The following is a 12,617-nucleotide window of genomic DNA, read 5'->3' on the forward strand; positions in this document are numbered from 1 at the left end:
GCAGCCCTGACAACCTAACAGAAGCCTCGCACCGTCCCCAAACCGGTGTCTGTCTTCAGCCGCCCTGCTTCAGCGCCGCGTGCCGCGCCGCCTGGACCAGCGCCACCAGGTCCCCGTTGCGCGCCACGTCTCCCCCGGCGGGCTTCGCGTGCTCCGGTGAGAACAGCCGCGCGGGCGTGCGCGCCTGGCCTCGCAGCATCACGAAGAGGCGCAGGGCGTCCCGCAGGGCCTCCGCCTCCGGCCCGTCCTCCGCGCGCGCCCTCAGCGCGGCCTGCTCCAGCCGCGACCACGCCACCTCTTCGCTCCACGCGCCCCGGGGCCGCTCGCGAGACAGGGCCGCCAGCGCCGCCGCCGTCTCCACCAGGCCCGCGCGCCCCTCCGTGAAGACGCTCCTCGCGGACAGCCGCAGCGCCGGGTCCTCCGACAGCGCGGCCCTCCAGGACAGCAGCGCGGGCAGCTCCGCCTCGCGCGGCACCACCGGCGCCAGCTCCGCCTCCAGCACCGCGCGCACCCGCACCCGCGCCACGTCGTGCCAGAAGGCCGCGTGCAACAGCAGCTCCGGCCCGCTGCGCGCCACCCGCGTCGGCGCCCGGCGCATGCGCCGCTGGAGGAAGTCCTTCACCCGCCCCCGGCTGTCATACCGCTCCAGCCGCTCCCACAGCGCCACCAGCGCGGCGGCGCCCAGGGGCAGCGCCCGGGCCAGCTCCCGCGCCTCGTCGTCGGAGAAGGCCGGCGCCCCTTCCGTCACCGGGCGCTTGAACACCCGCTCGAACACCTCGCCCGCGGCGCACGCGGCGCGCAGCTCCGGCAGGTTGCGCGGCAACAGCTCCACCGCCTGGGCCCACACCCGGCCGCCCAGGAAGGGCGCCGCGTCCAGCACCTCCGCCTCCAGGCGCAGCAGCCGCGCTCCCAACGTCGCGGGCCCTGCGTCCTCCGCGTCGGGAGCCGGGGGGGCGCTGGCGGACAGCCGCCGCTCCGCCGCGCGCTCCACCGCCTCGCGCAGGCGCTCCACCTCGTGCATCAACCGGACGGGGGCGGCGTCTCGCGGCCAGCCCTCCGCCTCCACGCGGCGGCGCATCGCGGCCAGCGTCGCGTCCACCTCCGGCTGGTCGGCGGCCACCTCGCGCAAGAGCTCGAAGTGGTTGCGGATCCGGTCCTTCCAGAAGAAGGACTCCAGCACCCCCTTGAGCGCGCGGTAGCGCAGGCGCGTGGCCTCCAGGAGGTCCGCCCGGTCCTCCAGCCGCGCTCTCAGGTCGTCTGGACGGGTGGCCACGCCCTCATCATAAGGGCCCCCCGCGCGGGGCGCAGGCCTCCCCACGGCGCGGAGCGTCGGGCTTGGAACGGTGGCGTCCCGCCGACGTGGGAAGTTGGACGACCGCGTCGGCTCAGACGCGCATGGGCATGACCACGGCCGTGAAGCTGCGGTCGCCGGGGCCGTGCAGCACGCCCGGGCTGTGCTCGTCACCCAGCTCGAAGCTGACCTCATCCGTCTCCGTCACGCCCAGGACGTCCATGAGGTAACGGGCGTTGAAGCCGATGGTGATGTCGTTGCCCTTGTAGTCCACGTCCAGCGCGTCGCGCGCCTCACCCAGGTCCGGGTTGCTGGCGGTGATGAGCAGCTTGCCCTTCTCCAGGCCGATGCGGATGGCGTTGCTCTTGTCCGCGGACAGCAGCGCGATGCGCTTGAGGCCCTCCAGCAGGCGCACCTTCGGCACGAGGACGACCTTCTCGCCCTCCTTGGGGATGACGCGCTGGTACTCGGGGAACTGCCCGTCGATGAGGCGCATCACCATGGTGAGGCCCGGCTTCTTGAACAGCGCCGAGTTCTCCGCGAACCCCAGGTGGCACTCCGCGTCCGGGGCCTCGTCCAGCAGGCGCTTGAGCTCCATCAGGCCCTTGCGCGGGATGATGACGCCGCTCTTGAGCTTGAAGTCGCCGGACATCTCGCGCTCGATGAGCGACAGCCGGTGGCCGTCCGTCGCCACCATGCGGACCTTGCCGCTCTGCTGCGGCTCGAAGAAGACGCCGTTGAGGATGTAGCGCGTCTCGTCGCTGGAGATGGCGAACTGGGTCTTCTTGATCATCTCCAGCAGCACGTTGCCGGAGATCTGCACCAGGGGAGCGTTCTCCTCCTTGGGCAGCTTCGGGTACTCCTCGGCGGCCATGCCGACGATCTTGAAGTGCGCGGAGCCGGAGGAGATGTCGACGTAGTTGTTCGCCAGCTTCTTGAGCGTGACCTCCGCGTCCGGGAGGTTCTGGACGATGTCGAAGACGTACTTCGCGCTCAGCGTGACGGCGCCCGGCTTGGACACGTCCGCCGCGTGCTCGGACACGATGCCGATGTCCAGGTCGAAGGCCGTGACCGTGATGCTGCCCTTGTTCGCCGTGAGCAGCACGTTGGCGAGGATGGGCATCGTCGTCTTGCGCTCCACGATGCCCTGGGCGCGGTAGAGGGCCTTCTTCAGCTCGTCGGCGGCGATGCGGAATTCCATCGTGGGCGTCCTTACAGGTCACGGCCCCGGAGGCCGATCTCTTGGGGCGCGGGTGTACAACGAACGGGGGGGCCCTTCCACCGTCTTGCTTGCCCTTTCGCGGCCGGCTTCGCCCTCTTCCGGACTCTCCGGGGGGCCATGTAGGACATGGAGGAAAATCGCCCCTGTCGCCCTGGCAGGCGGGCGCGCGGCCGGGCAGAGTGGACCCGGCCGTGCACCTCCCGCGTTGAAGGAGGGCACCCCGTCCTCCTTCTGGAGTCGCCATGAACGCCCGCTCCCTGATCCTGTCCGCCGTGCTCGTGCTCGGCCCGGTGGCGTGCAGCACGCCGTCCTCCCCCACCGCGCAGCCGTCCGGCGACGTGTCCGGCGCGGAGGCCCCCACCGAGCTGAAGCGGACCGGGGCGGACGCACCCTCGGGCGCCGCCAACGAGCCCGGCACGGCCGCCCCCTCCCCCTCACCCGGAGACGCCACCATGAGCCCCAGCACCGTCTACATCATCAAGGACAACGGGAAGCGCTGCTTCGCGCCGCCCTGCGACCACTACGACCTGTTCAGCGCGGACGCGCCGGACAAGAAGCTCCAGTCCATCCATGAAATCGACCTGACGGCCATCACCGGCGGGGACGACGCGAAGCTGGGGGAGCTCATGCAGCGCGCCTCCAAGGGCGGCCCCGGCCTCAAGGTGGAGGGCTCGCTGGACAAGCGGCTCAAGGCCGGCCCCGCGGGCGACGCCATCGTCCTGCGCGCCACCCGCATCGTCGGCTGAGGCGCCTCCCCGGGACCGCGTCCCACGCGGTCCCGCGCGAAGCTCAGAGCCGCACGCCCACCTGGAAGCCGGGCCAGCGCTGCATGCGCGTGTCCGTGCCCAGGGTGTGCGAGCGCACCGGCAGCGTGGTCAGCTTCGCGAACTCCGGCGTGCCCCAGGCGAAGGCCACGTTGTAGGTGGGGCCGGCGAACACGGCCAGCCGGGGCATCACCTGGAAGCCCAGCATGGCGCGCGCCTGGGACAGCAGGGTGTTGGACGCGCTGGAGAACGGATCCCGCGTGGACAGCACCTGGCTGGCCGCGACGTCCACGTCCACCCAGAAGCGCGAGCCCAGCGGGATGTGCCCGCCCAGGCCCAGCCCCAGGCTGAAGCGCTGGAAGCGGTCGTCCGGGCCGATGCCCGCGAGCAGCGTCGTGTAGAAGTGCCTGCCGCCGAACTTCAGCGCCAGATTGGTGAGCTGCACGTCGCTGCCGAACAGCTCCAGGTGCAGTTGGCCCTTCTTCTCGTAGGAGACCAGGCCCACCGGCACGCCGCTCACCTCGTCGGAGACGTTGACCAGCCCCAACTGCATTCCGTGCACCGTGTCCGCGACGTTGATCAACCCCAACTGCATGCCGGACACGTCGCCGCCCACGTTGATCAACCCCAACTGCATGCCGGTGAGGGACGGCGCGCGGTTGAGCAGCACCGCCCCCTGGAGGCCCCGCGCGGCCGTCGCCACGGAGTTGGCGCCCAGCGTGAACTGCACGCCCCTCAGGGTGCCGTTGGCGTGATTGACACCCAGTGACAACTGCACCCCGGTGGCGTCCGCCGTGGTGACGTTGGCGCCCAGCGCCGCCTGAACGCCGCCCAGCGCGCCGCGCGCCACGTTGGCGCCCAGGGCCCACTGCCCGATACCGTCCACGTCCCCGTTGGCCACGTTGAGCCCCAGCGACGCCTGGGCACCGCGCACCGCGCCGCCCGCCACGTTGGTGACCAGCGACAACTGCCCGCCATCCACGTCGCCGCCGGACGTGTTGAAGCCCAGCGCCAGCGCCAGGCCGGCCACCTCCGCGTCGTACACGTTGCCCGCCAGGCCCAGCGCCAGGCCGCCGCCCAGCGCCGCGCCGCCGTTGACGATGCCCAGCGCGAAGCGGTTCTCCACCGGCGCGCGGCCCGCCCGCAGCGTGTTGGTGCTCATCGACGGCACCAGGCTCAGGTTCACCGGCAGTTGGACGCGCCCCTGAGGAGACAAGGACATGCCGCCGCCACCGCCGCGCATCACGGTGGCCTCGTGGCCCACGCCCAGGAAGTCGCCGGGGGCGAGCGGCGTGCGCATGCCCTCCTTCAGCGTGAAGGCCGCCTCGGACACGCCGCCGTCCCACTCGCGCCGGGCGCGGTAGGCGCCGGGGGCCAGGCCCAGCTCGGTGGCGCGGCCGGACTGCTTCTGCACCTCCACCACCAGCGTGCCCACCGCGTCGCGCACGTACAGGCGGCCCTCCAGCGGCTCGGTGAGGACCAGGCCCGCGGTGGTGGCGCGCAGGTCGGTCATCACCAGGTCGCCGGTGCCGGCGAGCTCGATGTCGTAGTTGGGGTGCTGCGCGCCGCCCTGCGTGCGCTCGGTGCGCGAGAGCGTCTCGTGGAAGGCGAACTGGTAGGCCTCCGTGAGGGTGACGCGGCCGTCGTGGGTGACGTCCGCGGCGCCTCGCAGGCCGGACAGCAGGTGGTGCGTGAAGAACGAGCCGCCCAGCCGGTCCGACTCCTGCGACGCCTCGTCCGCGCTGGACGAGGTGAGGATGGCGTGGCCCTTCACCTGGATGGCGGAGTCCACCAGGAACGCGGGCCGCGAGACGCCGCCCTTCTTGCGCGCGAACGCGCCGGACGCGCACGAGTCCAGCACCGCGATGCGCACGTCCGCGGGCAGCCCCTCCAGCGAGCGGCGCAGCTCGCCGTAGTCCAGGCGCTGGCCCTTGAGCAGCAGCCCCTCGTCGTCCGAGTGGCCGGAGTAGTACAGCAGCACCTCCACGCGGCGGGCCCCCGCGGTGCGGACGCCCTCCGCCAGGCGGCGCACGCGGTCGAAGCCGGCGAGCACGCCCGCGCGGTCCACGTCCGTGAGGAGCACGCGGTCCTGGGGCAGCACGCCGCCCAGCTCCGACAGCACCGTGGAGAAGGCCTTCGCGTCCGTCTCCGCGTAGCGCAGCCGCACGCGCTCCGGGCCGCCGTCGTTGACGCCCACGAGCAGGGCCAGCCGGCGCACGGGCGCGGCCTCGGCGGCGCGCGCGGGGGGGGCCGCGCCCAGCGTGAACAGGAGGATGACGAGCGCTCTCATGGGGAGGGCTTCTCCAGCAGGAAGGAGGTCTGGCCCAGGCCCGCGGGCAGGGTCAGCGGCGCGGTGCGCGCCTCGGGGGACGCGGCGAGCACGCGCGCGGCGGCCATCACGCCCTCCAGGTCGAAGGCGGCGTCCGAGGTGACGAGGAAGAAGCGCTCGAAGCCGGGGGCGTCGTCCAGCTCGTAGGCGCGGGGCAGGAGGTGCGAGCCGCCGCGCTCCAGGGGCGCGGACGTGTCCCCCAGCGCGGGCAGGTGCGGGGTGACGGTGCCCCGGCCATCCACGGAGAGGATGACGCCGTGGGCGTGGCCGGCGGCGGTGTACGACAACTGCACCACGTCACCGGCCTGGGCGGGGGCGCCGTCGGTGAGGTGCTCGGTGCGGGTGCCGGCCTGGCGGTGCACGTCGAGCCGGGGCTGGAGCCCCTTGCTGCGCGTGGGCTCCAGGACGCCGGGGGTGCCCGTCGCCGCCCAGGGGTCGCGCGCCTCCTGCTGCTGGGACGACGCCCCCGGCCTCACGAGGACGACGAGGGTCGCGGCGGCGAGCACCGGCACCAGGGCGGGCAGGAAGCGCCAGGAAGGGCGCGACGGAGGGGCCTCGGCGCGGGGCGTGGCGGCGGGCGAGCCGGCGCGGGCGAAGCGGGCCTGCACCTCGCGGGCGACGCGGTCAGGGGGCAGGGCCTCCAGGGTGGCGCGCGAGTCGGCCTCCAGGGCGGCGAGGCGGGCGGGGCCGTCCGGTTCGCGGGACAGGCGGTCGCGGGCGGCGGCGAGCTCGTCCGGGGGCAGCTCCCCCAGGGCGATTCGCTCCAGCAGCCAGTCCGGGGTGCGGTGGGGGGACGTCATGCGGCCTCCAGCTCCTGCAGGACAGCGGACAGGGCCCGGAGGCGCTTGCGCACTCCGGACACGGACAGGCCCACCTCGCGGGCGGTCTCCTCCAGCGTCATGCCGTCCACCAGGTGGAGCACGGCGATGTCGCGGCTGGACGCGGGGACGCGGCCGAAGAGGCGGTCCAGGAGGCCCCGGGCGGCGGTGCGCGCCTCGGTGTCGCCGGACGCGGCGATGCGGAGCACCAGCTCATCGTCGCGGTCCTCGGGGCGCCGCTTCGCGCCGCGGAGGCGGTTGAGGCACACGCGGGTGGCGATCTGATGCAGCAGGCTGGAGGGCCCGGCGTCCTTCAGCGCGGCCTGGTAGCGCAGCAGTTGAACGAACACGTCATGCATGGCGTCCACGGCCTGTTCCTCGTCGCGCAGCAGGAAGCGGCAGCGCCGGAGCACCTGGGGCCCATAGCGTCGGTAATAGGCCTCCACATCGACGGACACCGCGCACGCCTCCCGGTTGGCCAGGGGAACACCGGTGCCCCCGAAATCTGTCACCGGCCCTGTGACGAAAGCGGCGTCCCTACCCCGTTTCCACCCACCCCGGCCACCCCGGGCCGGGAATTCCCGGCTTCCTTGCGCCCCACCCGGGAGTTCGCTTGACCTGCAAGCGGAAAAGCAACCGTTCGCTCCTCGGGACTGGGGACTGTTCGATTCCGGATGCGGGGGAGCGCTCCGGGGTTTAACGGAAGCTGGAACGTCTCTACCCTGCCCCTTCCGCTACCGGCTCACGTGATCCAAACGACCCCTGCCATCGACTCGCTGCGGGCGCGGTACCTGGCCGCGCAGCTCTCCGGCAACCGCCAGGAAGCGCTGCGCCTGCTCGTGGACGAGGGCCTGCTGTGCGGCGTCCCCCTCCAGGAGCTCCACCTGGACGTCATCCAGGGGGCCCAGTACGAAATCGGCCGGCTCTGGCAGGAGAACGTCATCTCCGTGGCCCAGGAGCACCTGGCCACCGCCATCTCCCAGTACGTCCTGGCCCACCTGTACCGCCACCTTCCCCGCGACCCGTCCAACGGCAAGGTCGTGATGATGGCGTGCGTGGAGCGCGAACTTCACGAAGTGGGCGCGCGCATGGCCAGCGACTTCCTGGAGATGGCCGGCTTCGACGTGCGCTTCCTCGGCGCCAACGTGCCCGCGGACCACCTGGCCCGCATGGTGCGCGAGTCCCCGCCCGACCTGCTGGCCCTCTCCGTCACCATGCCCTTCCACATGCCCCAGGTCCGCGAGGCCGTGCGCAAGGTGCGCGAGGTGTCTCCGGCCCTGCCCATCGCCGTGGGCGGACTCGCCTTCGACTGGGGCCCCGTGCTCGAAGAGGAACTGGCCGTGTCCTTCTTCGGCAAGAGCGTCCGCGAGCTGGTCGCCTCCACCTGCCGCATCCTGGGAGTCTGACGCCATGTCGCACGTGAGCCTCCAGGTGGAAGCGCGGACCACGCCGCTCGCTTCCGCTTCCGTTCAAGCTTTGTACGAGGATCCGTTCTGGGCCGCGCGCTACGGACTCCCGCGCGCCCGCCGCTTCGGGGACGAGGACGCCGTCTTCCACGTGCGCTACCTCGTCCAGGCCCTGGACGCGGAGCGCCCCGCCATCCTGGAGGACTACGCGCGCTGGCTGCGCACCCTGCTCGTCACGCGAGGCATGTGCTCGCTGCACCTGGACCAACACTTCGAGGGGCTCGACCGCGCGCTCCAGGCGGAGGGCTTCGGCCCGGGCTCGCTGCCCCACGCGTACGTCCAGTCCGCCCGCCAGGCGCTTCGCTACAAGGACGGCCCCGCACACGCCGTGGAGGCGGACGCCGCCGCCATCATCAGCGCGGTCGTGCGGCGGACGGAGGGTCCGCTGCCCCCCGGAAGCCGCCCCCGCCTGGAACAAGAGGTGCGCCTCCAGTTGTCCTACCTCGCGGATGCGCTCGCCCTGGGCCGTGACGACCTGTGGCATGCGCATCTGCGTTGGTACGAGGGCTTCTGGCCCCAGCGGGGTTTGTCTCCCCTGAACCTTGCACACCTCCTGGACGCCCTGAGGGCAGCCCTGCGGGACGGCCCCCCCGAAGCGCGGACGCTGCTCGCGCGGATGCCCGATTCGTGGGAGGAGACGCACTCATGATGAAGGAAGATGACCGCGCCTCCGGGATTTTCGAATCCCTCAGCCGCGAGCTGGCGTTGGCCTGCGATGCGCAAGGGACGGTCGTCTGGCGCGATGAGCGCGCCGCGCGCATCCTGGGCGTCAAGCCCGGACAGGCGCTGAAGGACCTGGCGAGCCCCGGCAGCGAGAGCAAGGTGGAGAAGCTGCTCGTGCAGGCGCGCGACGAGGCCGTGGACGGCTGGGAGCTCATCCTCCAGAGCCAGCACCAGCCCACCGCGTTCGCCTTCCGCGCCCGGCCGCACGAGGGCGGCATCGCGCTGGTGGGCAGCCTGGTGCCGGAGGACTACGGCGCCGCGCTCACCCAGGTGAGCACCACGCTGGGAGAGCTGTCCGCGCTCCACCGCGAGACGGAGCGCCAGCAGCACGAGCTCAAGCGCCGCGCGGAGGAGCTGGCCCGCCTCAACCGCGAGCTGGAGGAGTCCAACAAGGGCGTACGCAGCCTGCACGCCGCCCTGGACGAGAAGGCGGAGAGCCTCCTGCGCGCGTCCGAAATCAAGAGCCGCGTGGTGGCCAACGTGAGCCACGAGTTCCGCACGCCGCTGCACTCCATCCTCGGCCTGTCCAAGGTGCTGCTCAACCCGCTCAACGGCAGCCTCGCGCCGGAGCAGGAGAAGCAGGTCCAGTTCATCCGCGGCTCCGCGGAGGCCCTCTTCGAGCTGGTCAACGACCTCCTGGACCTGTCCAAGGTGGAGTCCGGCAAGACGACGCTGCGCCACAGCCGCTTCGTCGCGTCCGACCTCATCAGCGCGCTGCGCGGCATGACGCGGCCCCTGCTGCCGCCGGACTCGACGGTGGCGCTCGACTTCGTGGAGCCGGAGGAGCCCCTGGAGCTGGAGACGGACGAGGCCAAGCTCAGCCAGGTGATGCGCAACCTCATCTCCAACGCGCTCAAGTTCACCGAGTCCGGCGCCGTCACGGTGTCCGCGGCCCCGGGCCCGCGCGACACGGTGGTGTTCACCGTGAAGGACACGGGCATCGGCATCGCGCCGGAGAACCACGACCGCGTCTTCGAGGAGTTCATCCAGGTGGACAGCCCCCTGCAGCGGCGCGTGAAGGGCACCGGCCTGGGCCTGCCCCTGGCGCGCAAGCTGACGGAGCTTTTGGGCGGCACGCTCACCGTGCAGAGCCGGCTGGGGGAGGGCTCCACCTTCGTCATCACCCTGCCGCGCGTCCACCCGGAGGTCTCGGAGATGACGGGGCTCACCCAGCGCAGCGAGAAGCTGGACCCCTCGCGCGCCCCGGTGCTGGTGCTGGAGGACGACCGCCAGACGCTCTTCCTCTACGAGAAGTACCTGGCGCGCTCCGGCTTCCAGGTGCTGCCCGTGCGCAGCGTGGAGGACGCGCGCAAGGTGATGCAGCGCGTGCGCCCCGCGGCCATGGTGCTGGACGTGATGCTGGAGGGCGAGACGAGCTGGAGCTTCCTCGCGGAGATGAAGAACGGGGAGCAGACGCGCGACATCCCCATCCTCGTCGTCACCGTGACGGACCGCGAGCAGAAGGCGCGCGCCCTGGGCGCGGACGAGTTCTGGCTCAAGCCCGTGGACGAGGTCCGCCTGCAGAAGAAGCTGGCCGCCATGGCGCGCACCGGGCCGGTGGAGCGGCTGCTCATCATCGACGACGACGACGTGCACCGCTACCTGCTCAAGCAACTGCTCAAGGACACGCCCTTCCACCTGCTGGAGGCGTCCAACGGCCGCGAGGGCGTCCGCATCGCCCGTGAGAACGCCCCGCACCTCATCCTCCTGGACTTCGTGCTGCCGGACATCACCGCCTTCGACGTGCTGGACGAGCTGAAGGCGGACCCGCGCACGCGCGACATCCCCATCATCCTGCACACCTCCCACCAGTTGCAGGAGGCGGAGCGCCAGCGGCTGGCGCGTGAGACCTCCGCCATCCTGGCCAAGCACACGCTCAGCCGGGAGGTGGCCATCACCCGCATCCGCGACGCCCTGTCCAAGGCGGGGCTGGGGAACCGGGACGTGCGCGAGGTGAACCCCCGTGGCTGAGGAGGCGCGTCTGGCGACGGTCCTCAACGTCAACGACGACGAGGCCAACCGCTACCTGGTCAACCGCATCCTGGAGATGTCCGGCTACCACGTGCTGGAGGCGGCCACCGGCATGGCGGCGCTCCTCATCGCCGAGGAGCACCGCCCGGACGTCATCGTCCTGGACGTGAAGCTGCCGGACATCAGCGGCTATGAGGTCTGCGCGCGGCTGCGGGCCAACTCGGCCACGGCCTCCATCGCGGTGATGCACACGTCCGCGACGTTCGTCACGCCGGACAAGAAGGTGCAGGGCCTGGAGGGCGGCGCGGACGCGTACCTCACCCAGCCCTACGAGCCGTCGGAGCTCATCGCCACGGTGCGCTCGCTGTTGCGCCTGCGCCACGCGGAGCAGCAGGCCCGGCTGCGCACGGATCAGCTCATCGAGATGGACCGGCGCAAGGACGAGTTCCTGGCCATGCTGGCCCACGAGCTGCGCAACCCGCTGGCCGCCATCATGACGGCCATTGGCATCCTGGAGCGCAAGGCGCCCTCGGACACCAAGGAGGCGCGGATGCACGGCATCATCCAGCGCCAGACGCACCACCTGGCGCGGCTGGTGGATGACCTGCTGGACGTCAGCCGCATCACCCGGGGCAAGGTGGAGCTGCGCAAGGAGCCGGTGAGCCTGACGGCCACCTTCCAGCAGCTCCTCGCCATCCTGCGCCCCCGCGTGGAGTCGCGCGGCCTGAAGCTGGAGGTCCACCTGCCCCGCGCGCCGCTGTGGCTGGAGGGCGACGCCACGCGCCTGGAGCAGGTCTTCACCAACCTGGTGGACAACGCGGCCAAGTACACGGACGAGGGCAGCGTCACCATCGACCTGTTCCAGGAGGGCGTGGACGGCAACGCGCAGGCGGTGCTGCGGGTGAAGGACACCGGCATCGGCATCTCGCCGGAGAAGCTGCCCGCCATGTTCGAGCTGTTCGCCCAGGCGGACACCTCGCTGGAGCGCTCGCGCGGGGGGCTGGGCATTGGCCTCACGCTGGTGCGCACGCTGGTGCGGATGCACGGCGGCAGCGTGGAGGCGGCCAGCGGCGGCCCGGGCCAGGGCAGCGAGTTCGTCGTGCGGCTGCCCCTGCTCCCCGCGGACCGGGTCCCCCAGGTGACGGGGACGAACCTGCTGGACGCGCGGCGCGCGCGGCGCATCCTCCTGGTGGAGGACAACTCGGACGCGCGCCAGTCCATGCGCGACCTGCTGGAGCTGTGGGGTCACCAGGTGGCGGTGGCCCAGGACGGCGTGCGGGGCGTGGAGCTGGCCATGGAGCACGCGCCGGACCTGGCGCTGGTGGACATTGGCCTGCCGGGGCTGGACGGCTTCCAGGTGGCGCGGACGCTGCGCGCGCGCGTGGGGCAGAACCTGCGGCTGGTGGCGCTCAGCGGCTACGGCGACGCGGACACCTACCAGCAGGCCCTGAAGGCCGGGTTCGACGTGCACCTCACCAAGCCGGTGCGGCCCGCGGACCTGGACCGCGTCCTGTCGAACCTCTGAAAGCGGGAGGAGAGGTGGCTACCGCCGCGTCAGCGCGTTGGCCACCAGGCCCAGCAGCTTCACCTGGGCGGGGTCCAGTTGACGCACGCTGCGCAACAGCCGGCGCACCTCCGGACGCTCCGGCGTGGGCGGCGGGGCCTCGCTGGTGCGCGACGGCGGAGCGCCCTGCGCCGCGAGTCCCAGCAGCTCGTCCGCGGAGACGTGCAGCTCGTGGCACAGCTTCAGCAGGGTCTGGACGCTGGGGAGCATGCCGCCGCGTTCCAAGCGGCCGTACACTTCCGTGGCCACGTCGATCCGCTCGGCCACGTCGGCCTGCGTAAGCTCCATGCGGCCCCGGGCGACCCGTGCGGATGCGCCGATGGTGGTTGCGAGTTTCTTGTCCATGCCTTTGCTTGCCGACCCGAAACGTTTGGCCGACGGCATAGGACGTATAGAGGCAGACAGACAGAACTTGCCGGGTCAGCCTCCCATTGTTCACCCATAGGGTCGCTGCGCGGGAGGTGGACTT

Annotated in this window: 11 protein-coding genes; 5 read left to right on the forward strand and 6 right to left on the reverse strand. The window is 72.0% G+C overall.

The annotated features are described in order from the left end of the window. Positions 1-55: 55 nt before the first annotated feature. On the reverse strand, positions 56-1,273 hold the full coding sequence (locus tag K8556_RS24610) for a hypothetical protein (RefSeq protein WP_223742522.1): 1,218 nt from the start codon (positions 1,271-1,273) through the stop codon (positions 56-58). A 112-nt stretch (positions 1,274-1,385) separates the two neighbouring features. Beyond that, positions 1,386-2,492: a DNA polymerase III subunit beta gene (dnaN, locus tag K8556_RS24615; RefSeq protein WP_207054127.1), complete on the reverse strand. Its 1,107-nt coding sequence runs from the start codon at positions 2,490-2,492 to the stop codon at positions 1,386-1,388. Positions 2,493-2,755: 263 nt separating this feature from the next. On the opposite strand from dnaN, the gene K8556_RS24620 reads away from it, so the two are divergent. Beyond that, on the forward strand, positions 2,756-3,259 hold the full coding sequence (locus K8556_RS24620) for a hypothetical protein (RefSeq protein WP_223742523.1): 504 nt from the start codon (positions 2,756-2,758) through the stop codon (positions 3,257-3,259). 43 nt (positions 3,260-3,302) lie between these two features. Here K8556_RS24620 and K8556_RS24625 read toward each other — a convergent pair whose 3' ends face one another. From K8556_RS24625 to K8556_RS24635, 3 genes are read right to left on the reverse strand one after another with little or no spacing between them, the layout of a single operon-like run. Continuing rightward, complete coding sequence (locus K8556_RS24625) at positions 3,303-5,567, reverse strand: caspase family protein (protein WP_223742524.1); 2,265 nt, start codon at positions 5,565-5,567, stop codon at positions 3,303-3,305. After that, positions 5,564-6,406 (reverse strand): ActD-like protein, encoded by an 843-nt coding sequence (locus K8556_RS24630; RefSeq protein WP_223742525.1) that lies wholly within the window; start codon positions 6,404-6,406, stop codon positions 5,564-5,566. The genes K8556_RS24625 and K8556_RS24630 overlap by 4 nt, the downstream gene beginning before the upstream one ends. Further along, on the reverse strand, positions 6,403-6,882 hold the full coding sequence (locus K8556_RS24635) for an RNA polymerase sigma factor (RefSeq protein ID WP_120565395.1): 480 nt from the start codon (positions 6,880-6,882) through the stop codon (positions 6,403-6,405). Before K8556_RS24635 ends, K8556_RS24630 begins: the two co-directional genes overlap by 4 nt. A 216-nt stretch (positions 6,883-7,098) precedes the next feature. Here K8556_RS24635 and K8556_RS24640 point away from each other — a divergent pair, with 216 nt between their 5' ends. The 4 genes from K8556_RS24640 to K8556_RS24655 are packed head-to-tail and all read left to right on the forward strand — an operon-like array spanning position 7,099 to position 12,109. Continuing rightward, positions 7,099-7,830, forward strand: a complete 732-nt coding sequence (locus K8556_RS24640; protein WP_223742526.1) for a B12-binding domain-containing protein — start codon at positions 7,099-7,101, stop codon at positions 7,828-7,830. Between the two features lie 4 nt (positions 7,831-7,834). After that, the gene (locus K8556_RS24645) at positions 7,835-8,539 is read left to right on the forward strand and encodes a hypothetical protein (protein WP_223742527.1); all 705 of its coding nucleotides are present in this window, start codon (positions 7,835-7,837) and stop codon (positions 8,537-8,539) included. Continuing rightward, positions 8,536-10,584, forward strand: coding sequence for a hybrid sensor histidine kinase/response regulator (locus K8556_RS24650; RefSeq protein WP_223742528.1), 2,049 nt, complete (start codon positions 8,536-8,538; stop codon positions 10,582-10,584). The genes K8556_RS24645 and K8556_RS24650 overlap by 4 nt, the downstream gene beginning before the upstream one ends. After that, positions 10,577-12,109 carry a response regulator gene (locus tag K8556_RS24655; RefSeq protein ID WP_223742529.1) on the forward strand — a complete coding sequence of 511 codons (1,533 nt, stop codon included), beginning with the start codon at positions 10,577-10,579 and terminating at the stop codon, positions 12,107-12,109. The genes K8556_RS24650 and K8556_RS24655 overlap by 8 nt, the downstream gene beginning before the upstream one ends. Positions 12,110-12,127: 18 nt before the next feature. Here K8556_RS24655 and K8556_RS24660 read toward each other — a convergent pair whose 3' ends face one another. Continuing rightward, a complete protein-coding gene (locus K8556_RS24660; RefSeq protein ID WP_014400592.1) occupies positions 12,128-12,493 on the reverse strand; it encodes a helix-turn-helix transcriptional regulator in 366 nt (121 codons plus the stop codon). Positions 12,494-12,617: the final 124 nt, after the last annotated feature.

This window comes from Corallococcus sp. AS-1-12, from assembly GCF_020036995.1.
Lineage (GTDB): Bacteria > Myxococcota > Myxococcia > Myxococcales > Myxococcaceae > Corallococcus.

What these genes read in the sequence shown, in the direction of transcription:
- dnaN (WP_207054127.1), bottom strand. Translation starts at nt 2,492, where the DNA reads ATGGAATTCCGCATCGCCGCCGACGAGCTGAAGAAGGCCCTCTACCGC.
- K8556_RS24620 (WP_223742523.1), top strand. Translation starts at nt 2,756, where the DNA reads ATGAACGCCCGCTCCCTGATCCTGTCCGCCGTGCTCGTGCTCGGCCCG.
- K8556_RS24625 (WP_223742524.1), bottom strand. Translation starts at nt 5,567, where the DNA reads ATGAGAGCGCTCGTCATCCTCCTGTTCACGCTGGGCGCGGCCCCCCCC.
- K8556_RS24630 (WP_223742525.1), bottom strand. Translation starts at nt 6,406, where the DNA reads ATGACGTCCCCCCACCGCACCCCGGACTGGCTGCTGGAGCGAATCGCC.
- K8556_RS24640 (WP_223742526.1), top strand. Translation starts at nt 7,099, where the DNA reads ATGCGGGGGAGCGCTCCGGGGTTTAACGGAAGCTGGAACGTCTCTACC.
- K8556_RS24645 (WP_223742527.1), top strand. Translation starts at nt 7,835, where the DNA reads ATGTCGCACGTGAGCCTCCAGGTGGAAGCGCGGACCACGCCGCTCGCT.
- K8556_RS24650 (WP_223742528.1), top strand. Translation starts at nt 8,536, where the DNA reads ATGATGAAGGAAGATGACCGCGCCTCCGGGATTTTCGAATCCCTCAGC.
- K8556_RS24660 (WP_014400592.1), bottom strand. Translation starts at nt 12,493, where the DNA reads ATGGACAAGAAACTCGCAACCACCATCGGCGCATCCGCACGGGTCGCC.